16 protein-coding genes are annotated in these 24,731 nt (G+C 66.2%); 12 read left to right on the forward strand and 4 right to left on the reverse strand.

Annotated features, from left to right (window positions below; all coding sequences use genetic code 11):
• Positions 1 to 51: 51 nt before the first annotated feature.
• Both OM977_RS09390 and OM977_RS09395 read left to right on the forward strand, forming a co-directional pair.
• A complete protein-coding gene (locus OM977_RS09390; RefSeq protein WP_264357213.1) occupies positions 52 to 6,774 on the forward strand; it encodes a fibronectin type III domain-containing protein in 6,723 nt (2,240 codons plus the stop codon).
• A gap of 122 nt (positions 6,775 to 6,896) precedes the next feature.
• Positions 6,897 to 8,588, forward strand: coding sequence for a multicopper oxidase family protein (locus OM977_RS09395; protein ID WP_264357214.1), 1,692 nt, complete (start codon positions 6,897 to 6,899; stop codon positions 8,586 to 8,588).
• A gap of 61 nt (positions 8,589 to 8,649) precedes the next feature.
• Here the strand turns inward: OM977_RS09395 and OM977_RS09400 are convergent, their stop codons facing one another.
• Entirely contained in the window at positions 8,650 to 10,389 is a 1,740-nt protein-coding gene (locus OM977_RS09400) for a long-chain-fatty-acid--CoA ligase (protein WP_264357215.1), read from the reverse strand.
• A 285-nt stretch (positions 10,390 to 10,674) separates the two neighbouring features.
• On the opposite strand from OM977_RS09400, the gene OM977_RS09405 reads away from it, so the two are divergent.
• The 7 genes from OM977_RS09405 to OM977_RS09435 all read left to right on the forward strand — a co-directional run bounded on the left by OM977_RS09405 (position 10,675) and on the right by OM977_RS09435 (position 16,506).
• On the forward strand, positions 10,675 to 11,988 hold the full coding sequence (locus OM977_RS09405; protein ID WP_264357216.1) for an erythromycin esterase family protein: 1,314 nt from the start codon (positions 10,675 to 10,677) through the stop codon (positions 11,986 to 11,988).
• A 140-nt stretch (positions 11,989 to 12,128) separates the two neighbouring features.
• Complete coding sequence (locus OM977_RS09410; protein ID WP_264357217.1) at positions 12,129 to 12,998, forward strand: universal stress protein; 870 nt, start codon at positions 12,129 to 12,131, stop codon at positions 12,996 to 12,998.
• A gap of 104 nt (positions 12,999 to 13,102) precedes the next feature.
• Complete coding sequence (locus OM977_RS09415; protein WP_264357218.1) at positions 13,103 to 13,771, forward strand: hypothetical protein; 669 nt, start codon at positions 13,103 to 13,105, stop codon at positions 13,769 to 13,771.
• A 52-nt stretch (positions 13,772 to 13,823) separates the two neighbouring features.
• Positions 13,824 to 14,318 (forward strand): HAD domain-containing protein, encoded by a 495-nt coding sequence (locus OM977_RS09420; RefSeq protein ID WP_264357219.1) that lies wholly within the window; start codon positions 13,824 to 13,826, stop codon positions 14,316 to 14,318.
• Between the two features lie 161 nt (positions 14,319 to 14,479).
• Positions 14,480 to 15,691 carry an inorganic phosphate transporter gene (locus OM977_RS09425; RefSeq protein WP_270103252.1) on the forward strand — a complete coding sequence of 404 codons (1,212 nt, stop codon included), beginning with the start codon at positions 14,480 to 14,482 and terminating at the stop codon, positions 15,689 to 15,691.
• Positions 15,691 to 15,912: a hypothetical protein gene (locus tag OM977_RS09430; protein WP_264357220.1), complete on the forward strand. Its 222-nt coding sequence runs from the start codon at positions 15,691 to 15,693 to the stop codon at positions 15,910 to 15,912. Before OM977_RS09425 ends, OM977_RS09430 begins: the two co-directional genes overlap by 1 nt.
• 42 nt (positions 15,913 to 15,954) lie before the next feature.
• Positions 15,955 to 16,506 (forward strand): dihydrofolate reductase family protein, encoded by a 552-nt coding sequence (locus tag OM977_RS09435; RefSeq protein ID WP_264357221.1) that lies wholly within the window; start codon positions 15,955 to 15,957, stop codon positions 16,504 to 16,506.
• A gap of 21 nt (positions 16,507 to 16,527) precedes the next feature.
• Here the strand turns inward: OM977_RS09435 and OM977_RS09440 are convergent, their stop codons facing one another.
• Positions 16,528 to 16,992: a hotdog fold thioesterase gene (locus OM977_RS09440; RefSeq protein ID WP_264357222.1), complete on the reverse strand. Its 465-nt coding sequence runs from the start codon at positions 16,990 to 16,992 to the stop codon at positions 16,528 to 16,530.
• 205 nt (positions 16,993 to 17,197) lie between these two features.
• On the opposite strand from OM977_RS09440, the gene polA reads away from it, so the two are divergent.
• The 3 genes from polA (at position 17,198) to rpsA (ending at position 22,900) form a co-directional block, all read left to right on the forward strand.
• Positions 17,198 to 19,837, forward strand: a complete 2,640-nt coding sequence (gene polA / locus OM977_RS09445; protein ID WP_264357365.1) for a DNA polymerase I — start codon at positions 17,198 to 17,200, stop codon at positions 19,835 to 19,837.
• Positions 19,838 to 19,904: 67 nt separating this feature from the next.
• Positions 19,905 to 21,194 (forward strand): GNAT family N-acetyltransferase, encoded by a 1,290-nt coding sequence (locus tag OM977_RS09450; protein ID WP_264357223.1) that lies wholly within the window; start codon positions 19,905 to 19,907, stop codon positions 21,192 to 21,194.
• A gap of 230 nt (positions 21,195 to 21,424) precedes the next feature.
• On the forward strand, positions 21,425 to 22,900 hold the full coding sequence (gene rpsA, locus OM977_RS09455; RefSeq protein ID WP_264357224.1) for a 30S ribosomal protein S1: 1,476 nt from the start codon (positions 21,425 to 21,427) through the stop codon (positions 22,898 to 22,900).
• A 609-nt stretch (positions 22,901 to 23,509) separates the two neighbouring features.
• On the opposite strand, the gene OM977_RS09460 is transcribed toward rpsA, so the two are convergent.
• Both OM977_RS09460 and OM977_RS09465 read right to left on the reverse strand, forming a co-directional pair.
• A complete protein-coding gene (locus OM977_RS09460; RefSeq protein WP_264357225.1) occupies positions 23,510 to 24,031 on the reverse strand; it encodes a GNAT family N-acetyltransferase in 522 nt (173 codons plus the stop codon).
• Positions 24,015 to 24,713, reverse strand: a complete 699-nt coding sequence (locus tag OM977_RS09465) for an IMPACT family protein (RefSeq protein ID WP_264357226.1) — start codon at positions 24,711 to 24,713, stop codon at positions 24,015 to 24,017. Before OM977_RS09465 ends, OM977_RS09460 begins: the two co-directional genes overlap by 17 nt.
• Between the last annotated feature and the right edge of the window lie 18 nt (positions 24,714 to 24,731).

The following is a 24,731-nucleotide window of genomic DNA, read 5'->3' on the forward strand; positions in this document are numbered from 1 at the left end:
CAAAGGCGTGTCTTTGGCACGCCGACCCGCGTGGTAGCAGCAGGGACAGCAATGGCGCTGCTCAGTTTCATCGGATTAACAACGACGGCGGTGACGGCCAACGCCTTAGTGGCGCCGACCGGCCAGGGGTTCACCGTCAACGCGGCCGATTTGGCCTTCATCCTCAAGCAGATCAAAATCGCCGAAGCGCACGTGGCCAACACCACGTCCAGTACCGGCCCGTGTGGCGCTCTCGTCGGTACCGGGCCCAATCAGATCGCCAGCCCCCTGATATCGCAGGGCCTGCGGACGGTGGACGGCTCGTGCAACAACCTCCAGACCGGCCAGGAAACGTTCGGCGCTGCTGATCAGATCTTCCCTCGGCTGACGACCCCGGCATTTAAAGCTGCCGAGGCTGTGCCCCCGGGCTTCGGCCCGCCAGGTACAAGCTCATATGCGCAAAAGAAGGGCTTGGTCTTCGACTCTGAGCCGCGCACGGTCAGCAACCTGATCGTCGACCAGACCGCGAACAATCCTTCGGCTATTGAGGCCGCAGGCAACCCGGTGCGGACCCAGGGCAACGACGGTGTTGTCCCGTGTCCGGTGCCCCAGCCAACCCCCCCGGTCGCGGACTGTGTCCCCGCGGGAGAAACCCTGTTCATCCCGAACGTCACCACCGACGTCGGGCTTTCCCCGCCCTACAACTCCCTCTTCACCCTGTTTGGTCAGTTCTTCGACCACGGTGTGGACCAAACAGTCAAGGGCGGCGGAACGGTATTTGTTCCCCTCAAGGCCGATGATCCGCTGGTCGCGGGCCCGGACCACATCTTCGGCAACACCGACGACCTGGACCCGAACTTGCGGTTCATGGTGCTGACCCGGGCCAAGAACCAGCCCGGCCCGGACGGTATCGCCGGAAACGATCCGGCGACGCCTGCCGACGAAAGCGCCGACGACGTCCAGGACGCGCTCAACACGGACTCACCCTTCGTGGACCAGAGCCAGACGTACACGTCCCACTCCTCCCACCAGGTGTTCCTGCGGGAGTACGCCAGCAACGCCGGCAAGCCAGTCTCTACCGGCAAGCTGCTCGGCGGCCCGCTAAACAGCGACGGAACCCCCGGTCCCACCTCGGGCGGCATGGCCACGTGGGCAACGGTAAAGGAGCAGGCTAAAACCCTTCTCGGCCTCCAGCTCGAGGACGCGGACGCCGTAAACATTCCCATGATCGCGGCCGACGCCTACGGCAAGTTCATCCCCGGCGGCAACGGACTGCCGCAGTACGTCACGGCGCACGGACTGGAGGAAGGCAACCTTGCCGCCCCGAAGCCGGTGCCCGCCGACGTGAAGTACTTCGACACGCCCTTCCTGACCGACATTGCCCACAATGCGGACCCGAGCAAGGCCTGCCGCACAGCTATCGGTGTCGGGCCTCAGCCGGCGGGCTGCCTGATTCCGGATACCGACGAGGACGCCTCGGCCGACTTCGCCAGCCAGCCGGCGGGGACCTACGACAACGAGATGCTCGACGCCCACTTCGCCGCAGGTGACGGGCGCGTCAATGAGAACATCGGCCTGACGGCAATCCACCAGGTGTTCCACTCGGAGCACGACCGGCTCGTCGACGACATCAAGACAACCCTCACGAACGACACTTCCACCCGCGGTGTCGCCGCCTTGGCCGAATGGCAGTCCACGTCGGGCGCAGCCGGCTGGAACGGAGAACGGCTCTTCCAAGCGGCACGGTTCATTACCGAGATGGAATACCAGCACCTGGTGTTCGAGGAGTTCGCCCGGAAAGTCCAGCCGGCAATCAACCCCTTCCAGCCATTCGCTTTTACGCAGACCGAGCTGAACCCGGCGGTCAAGGCCGAGTTCGCGCACGCCGTCTACCGCTTCGGTCACTCCATGCTCACGGAGACCATCTCCCGCCGGAACGAGGACAAGCCCGGCAACGACAATGAGTTCGGCACGTCCGACGATATCCGCGGGACCACGAACGACATCTCACTGCTGGAGGGCTTCCTCAACCCGCCGGAGTACACCAACGGCGGCCCCGCCGGCTCGCTGACGTCTGAAGAAGCCGCCGGCAGCATCATCGCCGGTATGTCGGACCAGGTCGGCAACGAACTGGACGAGTTCGTGACGGACACCCTGCGCAACAATCTACTGGGCCTGCCCCTGGACCTGGCGACGGTCAACATGGCCAGGGCACGGTCCGAGGGCATCCCCCGGCTCAACCCGCTCCGCAGGGAGATCTTCAACGCGACAAACGACGGCGCGCTGAAGCCCTACATCAACTGGGTTGACTTCGGGGAAAACCTCAAAAACCCGACGTCACTGGTTAACTTCGTCGCGGCCTACGGCCGGCACCCATCAATCACCGGTGCTGGTCCGGACGCCGTCTTGGGAAATGGTGACGACGTTCCGGCAACCCTGGCCTCCCGGCGGGAAGCTGCGCGTCTGCTGGTGAACCCGGATATCATTGCCGGCGACGTTGCTCCGGCAGACGCTGCCGCGTTCATGAACAGCACGGACGGCTGGGCCAACGCCGGCACCAAGTCGACCACCGGCGTCGACGACATCGACCTCTGGGTCGGTGGCCTGGCCGAGATAACGAACGTCTTCGGTGGACTGTTGGGCAGCACGTTCAACTACGTCTTCGAGAACCAGCTCACGGACCTTCAGAACGGCGACCGCCTCTACTACCTGGCGCGGACACCGGGCATGAACCTCCGCGCACAGCTGGAGGGCAACTCCTTCGCCGAGATGATGATGCGGAACACCAACGTCAAGTCGCTCAAGGCGGATGCCTTCGCCACAGCGGACTGCAAGTTCGAGCTGAAGAATCTCGCCGGAACAACGGACGGCTTTGCCCTTCACGGTAACAAGGTCCTGGACGACCCGGACTCGGAATGCAGCGAGCCGGATCTCCTGCTGCGCCAGCCGGACGGCACTATCAAGTACCGCGCCCGGAACGCCGTGGACCCCTCCGGAATTAACGGCCAAAGCGTCTACAACGGCACCGCCGCCATCGACCGTATCTACGGCGGCAACGACAGCGACACGTTCTGGGGTGGCGTCGGCAACGACGTCATCGAAGGTGGCGACGGCGCTGACATCGCCCTGGGCGGGGAAGGCGACGATATCATCACCGATCTCGCCGGTGACGATGTCCCGAAGGGCGGTCCCGGCAACGATGCTATCGATGCCGGACCCGGCCTGGACATCGTGATGGGCGGCGACGGCAAGGACTTCTCCAACGGCGGAGCCAACATCAATGAGACCTTTGCCGGTGCCGGTGACGACTTCGTCATCGCCGGACAAGGTGAAGATGCCGTGTTTGGTGACAGCGGCGACGACTGGCAGGAGGGCGGTGACCAGCCGGACCTCATGCAGGGCGACAGCGGGAATCTGTTCTTCCTGGACGACTCCCAGACTCCCGGCCACGACATTCTCATCGGACAGGGCGGTGACGACGACTACGACATGGAAGGTGGCGATGACGTCGGTGTCGCTGGTCCCGGCATCGAGAAGGTTGCGGGCGCTTCAGGCTACGACTGGGAAATCGGTCTGGGAGATCCCCAGCCGCAGGACGCGGATCTGGCACTCCCGATTCCGGGTCTGGATGTCCTTCAGGTCGGTGTCAGGGACAAGTTCAACGAGGTTGAGGCGCTGTCCGGCGCGGGCCTCGATGACAAGCTCCGCGGCGACGACGTGGATCCCAAGGCCGTGGGTGGCGCCGGATTCATTGGTTGCAACGTACTGGACCAAAACGGCCTGGACCGGGTTTCCGGCCTTGACGCCCTGGTTCCGGACCTGAACACGCCGCGGCAACCGGTATCAGATTTGTCAGCCACGGGTGACTGCCCACTTCTGAGTGGCGCAAACGTCTGGGGCGATGGCAACATTCTCCTTGGCGGCGGTGGCAGTGACCTGATCGAGGGCCGCGGCGCCGACGACATCATCGACGGTGACGCCTACTTCAACGTCCGGCTGAGTGTTCGCACGGACGCTAACAACCCGGCCACGGAAATCGGCAGTGCATCCGTGACCGGTCCCGGGCAGAGCGCCATGGCCAGCCAGTACAAGAGGGACGCCGATGGCAAACTGACCGGGCCGACGCTCCAGGAATCCGTCTTCGCGGGCACGGTCAACCCCGGCAACATTGTTGCGGTCCGGGAGATCCTGACCGGATCCGGCGGCACCGACACGGCGGTCTTCTCGGATGTCCGGGCGAACTACACGGTCACCACGACTCCCGTCGGGGCCGCACTCGGCGCACCCGGGTCGGTCACCACGGTGGTCCACAACGGTGGCGGCGTTGACGGTACGGATACCCTCCGCAACGTCGAGGTACTCCAGTTCTCCGACAGCATTGTCCCGAGCGCACCGGCCATCGGCGCCGCAACGGCAGGCAACGCCCGGGCAACCGTCAACTGGACTGCACCGAGCGTCGGAACGGCCGACAGCTTCAATGTGAAGGTGTTGGACGTAACGACGAACCCGGCCGGCGTCGAAGTTGGCACGCCGCGGACCGCACCGGCAGGCACCACCAGCCTGGTGGTAACCGGCCTGACCAACGGATCCACCTACAGGTTCCAGGTTTCCGCCACCAACGACGTCGGAACCAGTCCCTTCTCAGCCACCTCCAACACAGTGACTCCGTCGCTGCTTGCCGAGGCGACCGTCGCCGGGGCTCCGGCTATCGGGACGGCCACGGCCGGGAATGCTTCGGCTACCCTGACCTGGACCGCACCGGCCTCAGACGGCGGTGCGGCGATCACCGGCTATCAGGTGCGGGCCCTCGCCGGCACCACGGTGGCCGGGACCCAGACCGTCGCCGGTAACGTCGGCACCGTCGTCGTCACCGGGCTCACCAACGGAACGGCGTACACGTTCGACGTGGCGGCCATCAACGGTGTGGGAACGGGAGCCGCTTCGGCTGCTTCCAACGCGGTAACTCCCGCGGTCCCGGCGACCGTCGCCGGGGCTCCGACCATCGGGACGGCCACAGCCGGGAACGCAACGGCCACCCTGACCTGGACCGCACCGGCCTCCAATGGCGGTTCCGCGATCACCGGCTACCGGGTCCGGGCGCTCACCCTCGGCGGATCCACGGTAGCCGGGACGCAGACCGTCACCGGTAACGTCGGCACCGTCGTCGTCACCGGCCTCACCAACGGAACGGCGTACACGTTCGATGTGGCGGCCATCAACGGTGTGGGAACGGGAGCCGCCTCGGCTGCTTCCAACCAGGTGACCCCTGTGGCCCCGGCGACCGTCGCCGGTGCACCGACCATCGGGACGGCCACGGCCGGGAATGCCTCGGCAACCCTGACCTGGACCGCACCGGCCTCCGACGGCGGTGCGGCGATCACCGGCTATCAGGTGCGGGCCCTCGCCGGCACCACGGTGGCCAGGACCCAGACCGTCACCGGTAACGTCGGCACCGTCGTCGTCACCGGCCTCACCAACGGAACGGCGTACACGTTCGACGTGGCGGCCATCAACGGTGTGGGAACGGGAGCCGCCTCGGCTGCTTCCAACGCAGTAACTCCCGCGGTCCCGGCGACCGTCGCCGGTGCACCGACCATCGGGACGGCCACGGCCGGGAACGCCTCGGCAACCCTGACCTGGACCGCGCCGGCCGCCAACGGCGGTTCCGCGATCACCGGCTACCGGGTCCGGGCGCTCACCCTCGCCGGCACCACGGTGGCCAGGACCCAGACCGTCATCGGAAACGTCGGCACGGTCGTCGTCACCGGGCTCACCAACGGAACGGCGTACACGTTCGACGTGGCGGCCATCAACGGTGTGGGAACGGGAGCCGCCTCGGCTGCTTCCAACCAGGTAACTCCTGTGGTCCCGGCGACCGTCGCCGGTGCCCCGACCATCGGGACGGCCACGGCCGGGGTAGCTTCGGCTACTCTGACCTGGACCGCGCCGGCCTCCAATGGCGGTTCGGCGATCACGGGTTACCGGGTCCGGGCTTACGCCGGAACGACGTTGTCCAGGACCCAGACGGTCACCGGCAACGTTAGCTCCGCCGTGGTTACCGGGCTCGTCAACGGGAACTCCTACAGGTTCGACGTGGCAGCCATCAACGGTGCCGGCACCGGCGCGGCTTCGGCTCAAACGTTGCTGTTCGTAACCCCCCGTGCCGAGTTTGTGCTTCCGACAATAACGGCACGGACCCCGGCAACGGGTGCCCGCTCGGTGAGCCAGGTCGCAGACATCACGGCAACCTTCAGCGAGCCGGTCACCGGAGTCAACGGAACCACCACCTTTGTACTCCGGCAAGGCACTGCGGTGATTCCCGCCGTCGTGAGCTACAACACCACAACCCGTGTCGCGACGTTGAACCCGACGGCGACGCTGGTTGCCGACCAGACGTACACGGCCACCCTCTCCGGAGTCCGTGACGCGGCGGGCAACACGATGACGGCGAGCAGTTGGTCGTTCCTCACCGGCCCGGCACCAACGGTCACGGCGACGTCGGCTGTGACAGCTGTCCCTCGGAACAGCAACGCCACGGCGACCTTCAGTGAGATCATCACAGGGTTCTCGACGAGCACAGTGCAGGTCACGAATGTCGCCACCGGAGCGGTCGTAACTTCGGTCGCTACCTTCAACCCCCTGACCAGGGTGCTGACGATCAACCCGTCGGCGACCCTGGCCGCTGGTACCCAGTACCGGGTCCTGATCACGGGCGGCACGGCTGCTGTCCGGGATACGGCCGGTAACCCGCTGGTCAACCGGACGTGGACCTTCACAACCGGCACGGCGCTCTAGCACCAGAAATACGAGAATGCCGGCCGGCGGGGCCCGAATGGCCCGCCGGCCGGCATTCTCATTTGTCCGAAGGCTCCATCTTCGGCACTCTATTCAGTCCTAATCCCCACATTGGAGGGGTCATGACGACACGACGAGAACTGTTGAAACTGGGTGCGGTGGGCGCATTCGGCCTGGCCGGAATGAAGGGTGGCGACGACGACGTCGCCCCACCCACGGCCCCGCCGACTGCCAGTCTGCTGGCACCCCGGAACTTTCCCATCCCGTTTGAGGGAGTCTTCCGGCGTCCGCCGGAGCTGACGCCCTTTGAATCGGGATTCGACGACGGCGACCCGGCGCGGCCCTACGCGCGCTACGCCCTCACCCAGAAACTTGGCCTGGCGCAGTTCGTCCCCGGACTGAACACCACCGTGGCCGGGTACAACGGTATCTTCCCGGGCCCCACCATCCGCGCCGCCCAGGGGACCAGGACTGAGGTGCGGATCCGCAACGCCCTCCCCGCGCGTGGCCTGCTTCAGCCCGGCGCCTTCGACACGGTCACCCACCTGCACGGCTCAGCCTCATTGCCGCAATACGACGGGTACGCCAACGACTTCACCGCGCCCGGCAACGTGAAGAACTACCGGTATCCCAACTGGCAGCCGGCAAGGACGTTGTGGTACCACGACCACAAGCACCACATCACCGCCCAGAACGTGTACTCGGGGCTCGCCGGGTTCTACCCCTTGACCGACAGGTACGAGCAAGCCCAGCTACCGCAAGGTGAGTTCGACGTACCGCTGATGATCTCGGATGCGATGTTCAACGCCGACGGATCCCTGGGCTACAACGACAACGGCCACAAGGGACTGTGGGGCGACATCATCATGGTCAACGGAGTGCCGTGGCCGACGATGAAGGTCAAGCCGCGGATCTACCGTTTCCGCGTCCTGGTGGCTTCGATAACGCGCTCTTACCGCCCGACGCTGTCCACCGGAGAACCGGTCTACGTGGTCGGCACGGACGCCGGCATGGTGCCGGTGGTCCAGGCGGTCAAGTCATGGCGGCAGGGCACCGCGGAGCGCTACGAAGTACTGATTGATTTCCGCCGGTACCGGACCGGGCAAATGATCGAACTACGCAACCTGAGCAACAAGAACAACATCAACTTCGCCAACACAGGGAAGATCATGCGCTTCGAGGTGGTCGCTGATTCCGGCTCAGCCGCCGGTTCCATCTCCGGCATTCCTGCGACCCTGGACGACGGCGGCGCGGTGAACGCGGCGCTCGGAGCCATAGCCACCATGAAGCTGACACCGGACATGGCCGTGGCGAAGCGCAACCTCAAAGTGATGCGGGCCAACGGGCAGTGGACCATCAACGGAGTTACCTGGGCGGACGTCGAGAAGTCCGGGTTCTCCAAGCTGTTTGGCAATCCAAAGCCCTACGACATCGAGCAATGGACCATCACCAATGCCTCCGGAGGCTGGTTCCACCCCGTCCATATCCACTTGATAGACGCCAGGATCATTGGCCGGAACACGAACGGCGGCAAGCCGTTCGCCTGGGAAACCGGACCCAAAGACGTCTTCTACGCCGGTGAAAACGAGTCGATCACAGCGCTGATGCAATTCGACACGGGCAAGGAACTCGGCGGGCGGTACATGGTCCACTGCCACAACCTGGTGCACGAGGACCACGACATGATGGTCCAGTTCTCCGTGGGCGACTACCGGATAAACGACCCCGTCACCTCCGACCCGCCCGTTCCGGACACGTCCCCGGCCGACGCCTATCCGCCGGTGTACCGGCCCGGCCTGCCGCCCGGCACCTGAGCCGGGTGGCGTCGACTCCTGCATAAAACCGTCTTGCGCCGGGCGTGGCCGGCCGGTGTCCCTAGCGGCCGGCCACGAGGGTGTCCCGGATCTCGCGGCGCAGGACCTTCCCGATGAGGGAGCGGGGGAGTTCGTCGAGCACCACCACGCGGCGCGGCACCTTGTAGGCAGCCAGGTGCCGCCGAGCGAAGTTCAGCAGCGCCTCCGGATCGACGGTGGTCCCCGGGGCGGGAACGACGGCGGCAACCACATCCTCGCCGCCGCCGGGCCGGGGCTGCCCGACCACGGAGACATCCGCGAGCCCCGGGAAGTCGGCAAGGACGTCCTCCACTTCGCTGGGCGAGACGTTGAATCCGCCGGTGATAATCAGTTCCTTGATCCGGTCCCGGATCGTGACGAAGTAGTCCTTATCTACGGAGACGATGTCGCCGGTGCGGAACCAGCCGCCTTCCAGGAGCGCATCTTCGGTTTCCTCGGGCCGCTGCCAGTACCCCGAGAAGACCTGGGGGCCACGGATGAGCAGTTCGCCCTCCTGGCCCGGGGCGCGGTCGAGTGCGACGTTCCTCGGGTCCACCACCCGGATGTCGGTGAGGGGGAAAGGCACGCCCACGGTGCCCGGTTTCCGGCTGGCACCGAACGGATTGCCCAGGGCTATGGGGGAGGTTTCCGTCAGCCCGTAGCCTTCGATCAGATACCCGCCGGTCGCCTTTTCCCAGGTCTCCACGGTGGCCGTCGGGAGGTTCATGGCCCCGGAGATCGAAAACCGGATGCTCCCGAGCCCGACGCCACGCTCTGCCGCCGCGGCGGCGAGCCGGTCGTAGATCGGCGGGACCGCAGGAAGGAAAGTGGCCGGCGACTTCCGATGCGCCTTCAGGACGAGGTCGACGTCGAATTTCGGGAACAGCACCAGCTTCGCCCCGATACTCAACGCAATGGTCAGGCAAAGGGTCAGCCCGTAGGCGTGGAACATCGGCAGGACCGCGTAGACGGTCTCCCGGCCGTCCCGGAGGCCGGGAACCCACGCCCGGCCTTGCGCCGCGTTGGCCTGCAGGTTGGCGTGCGTCAGCATGGCCCCCTTGGGGAGGCCCGTGGTGCCGCTCGTGTACTGAAGGACGGCGAGGTCCTGGGGTGCGGGTCGGGGATGCTTCTTCTTCAACGCTCCGGCCCGCAGGATCTCCGGCCAGCGCAGGATCGAAATGTTTGCCGGCTGCTGCGAAGCGCGCTCGTGTTTTCCGGCTGCCAGGGCTGCGCGGGCTTTCCGTGCGGCGGGCACGGGGAGCCGGAGTGCGAGCCGCTGGAGCAGGGGCATCGCCGGGATCAGCTCCACCGAGATGATGGTCCGGAGCCCGACGTCGGGCGGCAGCTGGCTGACCCGCTGCACCGCCTTGTCCCAGACGATCGCGACGGTGGCTCCATGGTCTTCGAACTGATGGCGCAGCTCACGGTCGGTGTACAGCGGATTGTGTTCCACGACAATGGCGCCGAGCCGCAACACCGCATGGAAGGCGATGATGTGCTGCGGGCAGTTCGGCAAGACCAGGGCCACCCGGTCGCCGGACCTGACGCCGAGTTTCCTGAGCCCGGCCGCGGCCCGGCTGATCAGCGTGCCGAGCTCTCGGTAGCTGGTCCGCGCCCCAAAGAATTCCAGGGCCGGCTTGGACCCAAAGCGATGGACGGAGGACTCCAGCAGGTCCACGAGCGAGCCCTTGGGAAGCTTGAGGTCCGCCGGGACCCCCGGTCCGTAGTGCGCCGTCCATGGGCGCTCCGGGTGCAGCGCTGACCGCGCGGATTTCTTCTTCATCGTCTGTCCTTGCCATAAACGTGCGCCTGCTGGGTGCGCGAGGCGAAAGCCCGCCGTAAAAATCCTACCCGCGCCGTCTCACCGTCCCGGGACGGCTCGTCCCTGCCGCCGCACGCCGCACCCGGGGCGCTCGTGACCTTCGGCCCTAGGTTCGGGCCCCTGCTCGGCGCATGCTGGGTGTACCCCGGGCCGCGTGGGCAGCTGACCCGCCTGTTGGCGCGTGATGGAGGCGCCGGCGGCGAGGGTGCCCTTGCACCCGGAAATCATCTTCGATGAGGAGCCTCGATGAGTCCCTCGGTCCCGAAGGCCTCGGTGCTGGCACAGATCCACGCCCTCGCCCGTCCGCTCCGGACTGACCAGGACTTCAACGGGCTCGTCCGCCGCGCTGTTGAGAGCCGCTACGTCGCCATAGGCGAGGCCTCCCACGGCACGCACGAGTTCTACACCTGGCGCGATACCTTGAGCCGGCGTCTCATCGCGGAAGAGGGCTACAACTGGATCGGGGTCGAGGGGGACTGGCCGGACTGCTGGCGGATCAATCGTTGGGTCCGGGGCTGGACCGGGCAGGAGCAGGGCGTCCACGCCCTGCTCGCGGGGTTTGAACGGTGGCCCAGGTGGATGTGGGCGAATGAGGAAGTGGCGTCGTTCCTGGACTGGCTGCGCGGCTGGAATCTTAGCCGTCCGAGAAGTCAACGGGTCGGCTTCTACGGACTTGACGTCTATTCGCTCTGGGATTCGCTCCGGGAGATCATCGGCTGGCTGGAGGGGAATGAGCCGGAGGCCGTTCCCACCGCCCTGCGGGCATGGCAATGCTTCGTGCCGCACCACGAGGACCCGCACGAGTACGCCCGGAGCGCGCGGCTGGTGCCGCAGTCCTGCGAGGCTGACGTCGTCGCCCTCCTTGCCGAGGTCAGGAACCGGGCGTTTCCGCCAGGAGACCAGAACGAACAAGCCTTCGATGCCATCCAGAACGCCGAGGTTGCCGCGAACGCGGAGCACTACTACCGGACCATGGTCCGCGGTGACCGGCAGTCCTGGAACATTCGGGACCACCATATGGCTGACACCGTCGACCGGCTCAGCACGCACCTCGGCGCGGAATCCAAGGGCATCATCTGGGAACACAACACGCACATCGGGGACGCGCGGGCCACGGACATGGCCCAGGAGGGACTGGTCAACCTGGGGCAGCTGCTGCGCGAGCGGCACGCCGCGGAGGGCGTAATGCTGGTGGGCTTCGCCTCCCATCGAGGCGAGGTCATCGCTGCCGGCAGTTGGGGCAGCCCCGAGCGGATCCTGCCCCTGCCCCCGGCGCGGCCCGGCAGCCACGAGGACTTCCTGCACGAGGCGCTGGGCGTGCCGTCGGTGCTGGACTTCGGCGAAGACAGGACCGGGCCGTGGCTCTCCAGCCGGTTCGGCCACCGCGCGATTGGCGTGGTCTACGATCCGCAGCGGGAACCCCGCAATTACGTCCCCACAGTGATGGGTGACCGCTACGACGCGCTGGTCTGGCTCGAGCACACCGCAGCCCTGCGCCCACTGCGCCACGAAGGACCCCCGCGGCACGCCGAATTCGAGACCGAACCCACGGGGTTCTAGCGCGCGAACCGTGCGGGGCTTAAGCCCCTAACCCCGCACCTGGCCGGCGGCGCACACTGAAATGCCGGCGGACTGTTGGCGCCGCTGGACGGTCATGCGCAGCAATAGCAACCGTGCCACGGAGAAGAGCAGAGTCCAGAATGAGCAAACCAATAGTCGTCGGGATCAGCGGCTCTGCCGGAAGCCAGGCCGCCCTGGCCTGGGCCGTCCAGCGGGCTTCGCGGCACAAGCTTCCGCTCATCGTTATTCACGCAGTGGACGACCGCTGGATGTCGCCGGAATTCCAGTACCAGGAGCTCATCCGGGAATCGGCGATGGACCTGCTCAAGAAAGCACAGGCTGCCGCGACGGCGCAGACCCCGGACGTCAACGTGGAGGTGCAGCTTCGTCATGGCAGCGCCGCCGCGGCGTTGCGGGAGGCATCCAAGGAGGCGTCGATGGTGGTGGTCGGCGCGCATGACAGGCACTGGATGGATGGCGGGCCGCTGAAGGACCGTGCCCTTCAGATCGCGGCGGCTTCGGACAGCCCGGTCGCCGTCATCCCCGCCAAGCAGGGGACCGGGGACAGGGGCGTCGTCGTCGGTGTGGATGGCTCGGAGGAGGCGTTGCAGGCAGTCCGGTTCGCTGCTGCCGAAGCCGATCGCGGCGGGAATGAGCTGACCGTGGTGCTCGCGTTCCGGAGTCCCGCCCGATGGTTTGAGAACCAGCTGCCCTCGCGCGGACTCGCCGAGACCATTATCGAGGAACAACGGGTCGTCCTGTCCGAATCCGTCGCCGGACTGGGTGACAAGTATCCCGACCTGACGGTCTACCAGCGCCTGGAAACGGACGCCGATCCAGCCAAGGCGCTCGTCGACGTCGCTACCGGGGCGCGCCTCCTGGTTTTGGGCAGCCGCGGCCGTGGCGGCTTCTCCCGCTTGGTGCTCGGCTCAACCGCCCACGCGGTCCTGCTGCACGTGCCCTGCCCCACCGTCGTCACCCGGCTACACAAGGTGCAGCACGAGGACTGACTTTCACGGGGATCGAGGTTCTACCGGGTAGACGGCGAAATGCCGGCCTCACCACCGCCGGGGCAGGGGTTTTCCGGTCACCGGCGGGGTGGGAGGATGAAGCGGTGGAGTCCTTTTTCGATTTCGTCGGCGATTTCTGGTGGCTGGTGTTTCCGCTGAGCGGACTCATGGGAAGCTGGGCCCGTTCGTGGTCCAAGGCGAGCGAACGCCGGCATCGCCGCCGCGTGGAGCTCTACCGGCTGCGCAACCATGCAGCAGCCGCGGAGCAGGCGAGCCAGGCCGAGGTCCAGTCGCTCCTCGCGGCCCACGACGACGCGAACCGGCGCTGGCTGGCCTACGAACTCGACGTGGGGAAACTCATTGATTTCCCCATAATGACGGACGTGCGTGAACCTCTCACGGTGGCTTTCCTGCGCGCCAAGCGGGAGGCGGACGGGCTGCGGCCGGACACGCCCGGCGACCTCACTTCGGCGGCCCGGCTGATGGAATATCGCGCGGCCGTGCGCAGCTTCGAGGTGGCCTTCGACGTGGCGGAGCGGGAGGCGCGGCGCATCAAGGACAGCAACTTCACGGGCCCCGAGCGCGCGCGGCTCGAGACGGCGCGGAAACTGCTCAGGATTGCCTCCGACGCCGCCGCCACGCCGGCCGAGCGGCAGACGGCGTACAAACGGGCCCGGCGGGAGCTGGACGGCCTCATCGTGCTGCCGGACGTCACGCTGGCGGCGCTCGAGGAAAAGATGGCCGGAATGCTGGACGCCGGCCCCAAGGGCTAACGGCCACGGCGACGGCGGCAGGTAGTCAGGCGGAGGGTGAAAGGTCACGCCGGTGACAAATGTCTCTCTGTACCTCGATGTGGACGGGGTCATCTGTCCGTTTGGCGCCACCGGCAGCACCGACTGGGGTTCGGCCTGGCGCAGCTCCGACGCCGGCCTCCTAGAGGTCAGCTACGCCGCCGAACTGGTGACCGCCCTGAATGACCTGTCCGGCAGACCGGACTTGCGCTTCGTCTGGCTGACCAGCTGGGAAGGCATGGCACCGGAGTTCCTGTGTCCGGCCATCGGGCTGGACGGACGGCGCTGGCCGGTCCTGGCCAGCGACGGATTTGGCGGCAGTAACAGTTGGTGGAAGCTCCAGGCGATCCAGCAGGACCTTGAAACGATCGCGCCCGACCGTGCGGTGTGGATCGATGACCAGCTCGATTTTGAGCGGGAGGCACATGCCTGGGCCGAGTACTTGGGGGCGCGACTCCTGTTGATCTCACCCCACCCCCGGCGGGGGCTGTCCAGAGCCGAGCTGGAGTCTGTGCGGGCATTTCTGTAGAGGCTGCTGTTTTGCCCTGCTGTCATTCCCACGTACGATCTATAGGGTTTCAAGCTACTTTGCCCAGCGCCGCAAGTCCTCCCGGTCGACGACTGGATGAACTCTGTGCGGTAACGGATAAATGAAACTGCTGACCGTCGACTCTGCAGATTGGGCAACAGGTGGAAATCACCGTAATGGTGGCGCTAGTTATAACGCTGGCGCTTTTCTTCGACTTCACCAACGGATTTCATGACACCGCCAACGCGATGGCCACGCCCATCGCGACCGGTGCCATCAAACCCAAAACGGCAGTCGCCCTCGCGGCGGTGCTGAATCTGGTGGGCGCGTTTCTTTCCACGGAAGTGGCCAAGACCGTGTCCGGCGGGATCATCAAGGAAGGCTCCGACGGGATCCAGATCACCCCGGACATCATCTTCGCGGGACTGATGGGGGCCATTCTCTGGAACATGATCACCTGGCTGAAGGGCCTGCCGTCCAGCTCCTCGCACGCGCTTTTCGGCGGCCTGATCGGCGCCGCCATCGCCGGCATCGGCATCCACTCGATCAACTTCGCGAGCCTCATGCAGAAGGTGATCCTCCCGGCGATCTTCGCTCCGGTCATCGCCGCCGGTGTCGCCTACCTATGCACGCGCCTGGCCTACGCGCTGACCGCACGGCATGACCCCGAAACCGGCAGCAAGCTCACCCAGAAGCGCGGCGGCTTCCGCACCGGTCAGATCTTCACCTCCAGCCTGGTGGCGCTCGCCCACGGAACCAACGACGCTCAGAAGACCATGGGCATCATCACGCTCGTGCTGATTGCCGCGGGCACCCAGCAGCCCGGCTCCGGTCCCCAGTTCTGGGTCATCGCCTCCTGCGCCCTCGCCATCGCCATCGGCACCTACGCCGGCGGCTGGCGGATCATCCGCACCATGGGATCCGGACTCACCGACGTGAAGCCGGCCCAGGGCTTCGCCGCGGAAAGCAGCACGGCCTCCGCCATCCTTGCCTCCTCGCACCTGGGCTTTGCCCTGTCCACCACCCAGGTGGCCTCCGGCTCCGTAATCGGTTCGGGCCTCGGCCGCCGCGGCACCTCCGTCCGCTGGGGAACCGCAGGAAAGATTGCGCTCGGCTGGCTCTTCACCCTCCCCGCCGCCGGAATCGTCGGCGCGCTCACCGCCCTTCTGGTGAAGACCGGCGTCGTCGGCGTGGTCATCGCCGCCATCGCCGGCACCGGCGCCGTGCTTTACATGTTCCTCCACTCGAGGAAATCCCATGTGGGCCACCATAACGCCGTCGAGGTCGAAGAAGCCGGCCAGGCCGTGAGGTTCCGCAAGAAGAAGGCGATTGCCGTCAGTCGCACAAACAACAAGCCAAAGGGTGGCCAGTAATGAAGTGGCTGGAACTCCTGCAGGTCGCGGGCGCAACGCTCGTCGCCGCGGTAACCGTCGTCGTCCTCTACTCCCTGGGAGTCCGGCTCACCGCCATTGCCGGCGACGTCCAGGAGAGCAGGCCGGGCTGGGTGCGGCCGCTGGCTTACGTCTGCTTCGGCCTGTGCGGCATCGCCGTCCTCTTCGGGCTCTACCTGATCATTCCCTACTTCAGCAAGTAGCCTGCTCTGGGCACTCCCGGCCGGAATCGCTAGGCTGGGGCCATGCCGAGCTTCCAGTATTTCGTGGCCTCGTCCCTCGACGGATTCATCGCGACCACCGATGACAACCTGGACTGGCTGTTGCAGTTCGACGGTTTCGCCGGCGGCAAGGAAAGCTACGACGCGTTCATGGCCGAGGTGGGGTGCATCGTCATGGGCGGCCAAACGTACGCCTGGCTGATGAAGCATGAACCCGGCAACTGGCCCTATCCGACCACGCCGTGCTGGGTGTTCACCCGCCACGAGCTCTCGGCCCCCAAAGGGGCCGACATCACGTTCGTCCGGGGGCCGGTCGGGGAGTTTGTCGAGGACCTCAAGGAGCGGGCCGGCGCGCGGAACGTCTGGATCGTGGGCGGCGGCCTACTCGCCGCGCAGTTCGCCGACGCCGGAGCGCTGGACGAACTGATCATCTCGATCATCCCGGTGGTGCTTGGCAACGGCAAGGCGGTGCTTCCGATGACCGGCCCGACGCCGCCGCTGGAACTGATCTCCTCCCACACCATGGGCCGGGGAATCGTGGAGCTGCGTTACGGCTTCGGCAGCCTGCGGGTCTGAGTCGCTGGGATCCGCTGGGGTCTACGGGGCGATGTCCCGGATCAGGTTTGTGATGCGCGCGGTGGACAGCCGGCGGCCGTGTTCGTCGGTCATGACGATTTCATGCGTGGTGAGGGTACGGCCCAGGTGGATGGCCGTGCACGTCCCCGTGACCGTGCCAGCCGAGACGGCCCGGTGGTGCGTAGCGCCGACCTCTATTCCGAGGGCCTGGCGATTGGGACCTGCGTGCATTCCGGCTGCAAAGGAACCCAGGGTTTCGGCGAGGACCACATGAGCCCCGCCGTGCAGGATGCCGGCCACCTGGGTGTTGCCTTCCACCGGCATGGTGGCCACCGTGCGCTCGGGACTCATCTCCAGGAAATGGATCCCCATTTTGACCACGAGGGTGCCGACGCCGTACTGGCCCAGCCAGCCGTGCATTGCCTCGGGAACTCCGGCGGCCGCCAGTTCGGCCGCAAACGGGCCGGGCGTGAAATTGTCCATCATGCCAACTAGGCTGGCACCTGTGAGTGAAACTACCAAACCGGCCCTTTCCCCCCTCTCAGCAGACGCAGCAGCAGCGAACGCATCCGTCCTGCTCGCTGAACCAGTCCAGAAGCCCCGCCGCTCCGGCGCGGGGGTTTCAGCGACGGAGGCGCCGGTGGTTCCCATCACTGACCAGCCCCGCTTGCTGGTCCTCGACGGCCACTCCATGGCCTTCCGGGCCTTCTTCGCCCTGCCGGCGGACAAATTCTCCACTATGAACGGTCAGCACACCAATGCGATCCATGGGTTTACCTCCATGCTGATCAACCTCATCAAGGAACAGAAGCCCACGCACATTGCCGTGGCCTTCGACGTCTCGGATGAGACCACGCACCGCAAGACGGAGTACAGCGATTACAAAGGCGGCCGCAACGAAACTCCCCGGGAGATGAGCGGCCAGATCGACCTCATCGACCAGGTCATGGGCGCGTGGGGGATCAAGACGATCAAGCTCCCCGGCTACGAGGCCGACGACATCCTGGCCACCCTGGCCACGATGGGCGAAAAGGCCGGCTACGAGGTGCTGCTGGTCTCGGGCGACCGCGACGCCTTCCAGCTCATCACGGACAACGTCTTCGTGCTCTACCCGAAGAAGGGCGTAAGCGACATTCCCCGCATGGACGCGGAAGCCATCCAAGAGAAGTACTTCGTCAGCCCCGCCCAGTACTCGGACCTGGCCGCCCTGGTGGGGGAGTCGGCGGACAACCTTCCCGGCGTTCCCGGCGTCGGCCCCAAGACGGCGGCCAAGTGGATCAACCTCTATGGCGGACTGGAGGGAGTCCTCGAGAACCTGGATTCCATCGGCGGGAAGGTCGGAGACGCCCTTCGCGAACATGTGGAATCGGTTAAACGGAACCGGCGGCTGAACAGGCTGCACACCGATCTGGAGCTGCCGGTCACGCTGGACGAGCTCGCCGATCCGCGGCCGGATCAGGCTGCCCTCGAGGAGTTGTTCGACACCCTCGAATTCAAGACCATCCGCAGCCGGCTCTTTGCCCTGTACGGCGAGGAGACCACGGAAAGCGCGGAGCGGGAAAGCATCGACACCCCGCAATTCGGAACCCCCGCCGATGCAGCCGAGCTGGCCGCCTTCCTGGCCGGAGGCGCCGGGCAGCGATCCGCGGTCGCCGTCGACCTCGTTCCGGGCCGGATCGGCGAGGATGCCGCCGCGCTGTCGATCGTCCGTGACGGCGCCGCGGCCTACATCGAGCTGGCCAGCCAGGACGCCGACGCCGAGAACGTCCTGGCCGCCTGGTTGCGGGATCCCGGGGCGCCCAAGGTGATGCACGGGTTCAAGGCCGCCCTCAAGGCACTGGCCGCGCGCGGGTTGGACCTCCAGGGCGTGGTGGATGACACGTCGATCTCGGGCTACCTGATTGAACCCGACCGCCGCAGCTACGAGCTCGCGGAGTTGGCGCAGCACCACCTCAACATCGGGCTCTCCACCGCCGCGGCGAAAGCCGGACAGTTGGAGCTGGACTTTGATGGCGATGAAGCGGCCGCCGGTGCGCTCGTCCAGGTTGCCGCCGTCGTCCACGCCCTGAGCCGGTACTTCGAGGCGGAGCTGAAGGAGCGCCAGGCGCAGCAACTCTTGTCCACCCTCGAGCTTCCGGTCAGCCGGGTCCTGGCCGACATGGAACTCGCCGGGATCTCCATCGATATGCAGCGGATGGAGGAGCAGCTGTCCGATCTCGCCAAGGTGATCGACAACGCGCAGGAGCTGGCGTTCGCCGCGATCGGCCACGAGGTGAACCTGGGATCGCCCAAGCAGCTGCAGACGGTGCTGTTCGACGAGCTCCAGCTGCCCAAGACCAAGAAGATCAAGTCCGGTTACACCACGGACGCGGCCTCGCTGAAGAACCTCCTGGAAAAGACCGGGCATGAATTCCTGGTCCAGCTGATGGCGCACCGCGAATCCGCCAAGTTGCGGCAGATGCTGGAGACGCTGAAGAAGTCTGTCGCCGAGGACGGCCGGATCCACACCACGTACGCGCAAAACGTGGCGGCAACGGGGCGGATCTCGTCCAACAACCCGAACCTGCAGAACATCCCCATCCGCAGTGAGGAGGGCCGCCGCGTGCGCGGCATCTTCGTCGTCAGCGACGGCTATGAGTGCCTGCTCTCGGCGGACTACTCGCAGATCGAAATGCGGATCATGGCGCACCTCTCCGGCGACGCCGGGCTGATCGCGGCCTACCGGGACGGCGAGGACCTGCACCGCTTCGTGGGCTCCAACATCTTCCATGTGCCCACCGAGGAAGTCACCAGCGCGATGCGCTCCAAGGTCAAGGCGATGTCCTACGGCCTGGCCTACGGGCTGACCTCCTTCGGGCTCTCCAAGCAACTGGAGATTTCCGTGGATGAGGCACGGACCCTCATGAAGGAATACTTCGACCGGTTCGGCGCTGTCCGCGACTACCTGCGCGGCGTCGTGGACCAGGCCCGCATCGACGGCTACACCGCCACCATCGAAGGCCGCCGGCGCTACCTTCCGGACCTCACCAGCTCCGACCGGCAGCTTCGCGAGAACGCGGAGCGCATCGCGCTGAACTCACCCATCCAGGGATCTGCTGCTGACATCATCAAGCGGGCCATGCTGGGCGTCTCCGGCGCCCTGGCGGAACAGGGGCTCAAGTCGCGCATGCTCCTCCAGGTACATGACGAACTGGTCCTCGAAGTCGCCACCGGGGAGCGGGAGGCCGTCGAGAAGCTGGTCACCGAACAGATGGGCGCAGCGGCCGACCTCAGCGTGCCGCTGGACGTACAGATCGGCGTCGGTCCCACCTGGTACGACGCCGGGCACTAGGCTTTTCGGCCCCGGCGTTCCCGGGGCCGCAGGATTCACCGGCAGTTCTTTTCACAGGGGGAAGTACGTGGCAGAAAAGTACGAAATCAGGCGGTTCCGCGCGGCAGAAAAGGGCGGACCCGGCTACGCGGCGGGCGCGGGGTGGTTCCTCGGCGTCGCCGTCGGCTTCTACGACGACCGGCACAAGGAAGAGTTTGTGGACAAGGTCCTGGCCATGAACCGGGCGGATAACCGGGAACTGACCGGGGTGTACCAGAACGGCGAGGTGGCAGCCCACTCCCTGGCCGCGGACGTTCCGGTCGCCACCTTCGCGACCTTCCGCAAGGAGCTGAACATCGGCTACGGCCGGCAGCTGCCAACCCACATGGTCACCGCCGTCACGGTGCGCGGCACGCACCGCCGCCAGGGGCTGTTGCGCCGCATGATGACGGAGGATCTGACTGCCGCCCGGGCGGACGGGATGGCCGTAGCCGCCCTGACCGCCTCCGAAGCGTCGATCTACGGCCGGTTCGGCTACGGCGTCGCCACCTTTGAACGCAGCATCCAGGTGGACACCGGGCCGCGGTTCCAGCTCCGGCACGGCGCCACCGGCCGGGTGGAAATTGCCGACCCCAAGGTCCTGCTGGACCTTGCCCCGGAGGTGTTTGCCCGCGTCCACCGGCATACTCCGGGTTCGCTGGGCCGCCAGGAAGCGTACCGGCAAAGAGTCTCCGGCGCCTGGTCCAGGGACGGCACGGAGGACGGTGCGGTCAAATGTGCCCTGCACTACGACGCCGACGGGACCGTGGACGGCTACGTTTCCTACAAGTTTGCTGGCTGGGAGGCGAAGCCTCCGACGGTGAAGATCGTGGACCTGCTGGCCGCCACCGACGCCGCCTATCTGGAGCTGTGGCAGTTCCTCGGCAGCATCGACATCGTGGAGCGGGTCAGCTGGGAGGAGGCGCCGGTCGACGATCCGCTGGGCTGGGCGCTGGAAGACCCGCGCTGCATCGAGGCCTCGGACCAGCGCGACATGCTCTGGCTCAGGATCCTGGACACCGAGGCGGCACTGGCGGCGCGTTCCTATGCCGCGGACGGCACTCTCGTCCTGCGGATCCGGGACAGCCTGGGCCTCGCCGGCGGGACGTTCGAGCTGGTGGTGCGCAGCGGCGACGCCACCGTCAGCCGGCTGGCGGAGGACCGCGGAGCGGACCTGGACATGGACGTCGCGACGCTGGGCTCGCTCTACCTCGGCGGTGTCTGCCCGGTTACGCTGGTTGCAGCCGGCCGGATCAGCCAACCCGCCGCGGGCGCGGCGCTGACCGCCCGGCGGATGTTCGCCGTCGAACGCGCACCGCATTGCCTCACGCACTTCTAGGCGCAAAACGACCGCCGGCCGACCGCGCGGCAGCCCGTTGCGCTTTGACCGGCGTTGACGAAAACGACTAGACTAAGCGGGCGTGGACTACGTGCGCGCATCTACAATCCACAAAATCAGGAAGACCCGGCTGATCGCAGTTGAGACGCCGTGTGCTTGGCCTGCATTCCATAATGCGGGATAAGCGGTTTCCCTGACCGACTAACTATCCACAACGGAGCCCCTACTACATGACCATCACCTCCACCGAGAAGCCCGGTACCCCCGTAGTCGCCATTAACGACATCGGTACCGCTGAGGACTTCCTCGCAGCAGTCGACGCCACCATCAAGTACTTCAACGACGGAGATCTCGTCGAAGGTACCGTCGTCAAGGTCGACCGCGACGAAGTTCTGCTCGACATCGGTTACAAGACCGAAGGTGTCATTCCCTCCCGCGAGCTTTCCATCAAGCACGATGTTGATCCCGGAGACGTTGTCTCCGTTGGCGATCAGGTCGAAGCCCTGGTGCTCACCAAGGAAGACAAAGAAGGCCGCCTGATCCTCTCCAAGAAGCGTGCTCAGTACGAGCGCGCCTGGGGCGACATCGAGAAGGTCAAGGAAGAAGACGGTGTCGTCACCGGTACCGTCATCGAGGTTGTCAAGGGTGGTCTTATCCTCGACATCGGTCTGCGCGGCTTCCTGCCCGCATCCCTCGTCGAGATGCGCCGTGTGCGCGACCTTGCTCCGTACATCGGTCAGCAGATCGAAGCCAAGATCATCGAGCTGGACAAGAACCGCAACAACGTTGTGCTGTCCCGCCGTGCCTGGCTCGAGCAGACCCAGTCCGAGGTCCGCTCCACGTTCCTCAACAAGCTGGAAAAGGGCCAGGTTCGTCCCGGCGTCGTTTCCTCCATCGTCAACTTCGGTGCCTTCGTGGACCTGGGCGGCGTAGACGGCCTGGTTCACGTTTCCGAGCTGTCCTGGAAGCACATCGACCACCCGTCCGAGGTTGTCGAAGTTGGCCAGGAAGTCACCGTCGAGGTTCTCGAGGTCGACCTGGACCGCGAGCGTGTTTCCCTGTCGCTCAAGGCTACGCAGGAAGATCCGTGGCAGACCTTCGCCCGCACCCACGCCCTCGGGCAGGTTGTGCCGGGTAAGGTCACCAAGCTGGTTCCGTTCGGCGCGTTCGTTCGCGTTGAAGACGGCATCGAAGGCCTGGTCCACATCTCCGAGCTTGCAGTCCGCCACGTTGAGCTGGCCGAGCAGGTTGTCTCCGTTGGTGACGAGCTGTTCGTGAAGGTCATCGACATCGACCTCGAGCGCCGCCGCATCTCCCTCTCCCTCAAGCAGGCCAACGAGGGTGTCGACGCCGAGTCCACCGAATTCGATCCGGCTCTCTACGGCATGGCCGCTGAGTACGACGAAGAAGGCAACTACAAGTACCCGGAGGGCTTCGACCCGGAGTCCAACGAGTGGCTTGAAGGCTACGAGACGCAGCGCGCCGCCTGGGAGCAGCAGTACGCTGACGCCCAGACCCGCTGGGAAGCGCACAAGAAGCAGGTTGCTCAGCACGCTGCCGACGACGCTGCAGCTGCAACGTCCGGCGAGAGCGACTCCGGCACCACCAGCTACTCCTCCGAGCCGGCTGCAACCGAGACCGGTGCAGGCACGCTTGCTTCGGACGAGGCTCTTGCAGCACTGCGCGAGAAGCTGACCGGCAACTAATTTGCCACTAGCTCCCGAGTAATCGAGGGCTGACTTAAGCGGGTCCCTGCCGTGTGCGGGGGCCCGCTTTTGCGTTGAGGTGCGGGGCTGCACCGGGGCTCGGGGGGGCTAAGGGGGGTCATCACGGGGACATGCTCAGTCCGGGGCTCAGGGAATGGGCATGTGGGCATTATGTCCAGTGCTCGCGGCGAGCGTGGGGCATGTCCGGTCCTGGCTGGAAGCAGAGGGGGACATGCCCAGTCCTTGGCTCAAGGAATGGGCATATGGGCGCTTGTCCAGTGCTCACGGCGAGCGTGGGACATGCCCGGTCCTGGCTGGAAGCAGAGGAGGACATGCCCAGTCCTGGGTGAAGTCACGAGGGGGACATGCCCAGTCCTTGGCTCAAGGAATGGGCATGTGGGCATTATGTCCAGTGGTCGCGGCGAGCGTGGGGCATGTCCGGTCCGCCGGAGTGCACGAGGAGGACATGCCCAGTCTTCGGTGAAGTCACGAGGGGGACATGCCCAGTCCTTGGCTCCAGGAATGGGCATGCGGGCATTATGTCCAGTGCTCGCGGCGAGCGTGGGGCATGTCCCGTGGGGCACACGCGGGACCCGCGCGACGGCCGTGTCAGCGCAGCGGAATGCGGGCCTTCACGGGCACCGTCGCGGCGCCGGATTCTGCGGCGAACGCCAGCTCGGCCCCGGCCCCGCGCAGGAGGGCGAGCGCTGCGCTGTTGCCCGCAGTCGTCTCGGCTTCCAATGCGGTGGCGCCGGAGGCTGCGGCGTGGACCTTCACCTGCCGCAGGGCCTCGTGGCCGATACCCCGGCCGCGGCAAGCCCGCGCCAGCCAGATCCCGGTTTCGAGAGTCCCAGGCCCCGTGCGCCTGAGCCGGATGGAGCCGGCCAGCTTTCCGTCGTAGCTGATGGCCCAGCTCTTCTGCTGTGCGGGGGAATCGAGTCCCGAGGCCGCGTGGTGGTATTCGCGAAACCAGCTGATCCGCTCCGAGTTCCAGCCGGCGGCGCTGCCCAGCGGTGGTGTCACCTCGTCGGCATCGGCGTCCTGGATCGCGACGGACAGGAGTCGCTCCAGCACCTCCTCCCCGACATCCACGAGCGACACAGCGACGGACAACTCAGCTGATGGGAACATCCACCCACTCCGTTTCTCCGGGCACAAGCGCGGCGCGTCCGGCCGTCAGGGCGGCGAGCCGCTCGGCGGCGTCGTCCAGCCCGTCCGGATCGTCCGGCAGCGCCATCCTGAGAACAGTATTCTGCGCCTCGTAACTCGTGTCCGCCATGACATAGCCCGCGGCGCGCAGGTCGTTTTCCAGCCGCCCCGCCGCCGTGTGCGGCACGGCAACCGCGCAGATGCGCAGTCGTCGCCGTTGCACCAGCCGCGCGCGGTCCAGGGCACCAGAGACGGAGTCGGAGTAGGCCCGCACCAGCCCGCCCGCGCCGAGTAGGATTCCACCGAAATAGCGGACGACGACGGCCGTCACGTCGCTGAGGTCCGTCACCCCGGGGGCGGTCTCACGTTTAAGGAGCGCCTCCAGCATCGGCGCGCCGGCCGTCCCGGTGGGCTCGCCGTCGTCATTGGAGCGCTGCACGCTCCGGTCCGGCCCCAGGACAAACGCGGAACAGTGGTGCCGCGCATCGTAAAATTCCTTGCGCAGCCCGGCCAACACCGCCCTGGCCTGATCCTCGTCTCCGGTGCGGTGCAGCACCGTGATGAAGCGGGAGCGCTTGACCTCAAGCTCGCGGCGGAACTGCGGTTCTGCCAGTGTCGTGTACGCCGTGGCCCGGCTCTCCGCGGTCACTGCATCATCTGCCACCGGATCAGTTTAGTCTGG

The sequence above is a fragment of the Pseudarthrobacter sp. MM222 genome (assembly GCF_947090775.1).
GTDB lineage: Bacteria > Actinomycetota > Actinomycetes > Actinomycetales > Micrococcaceae > Arthrobacter.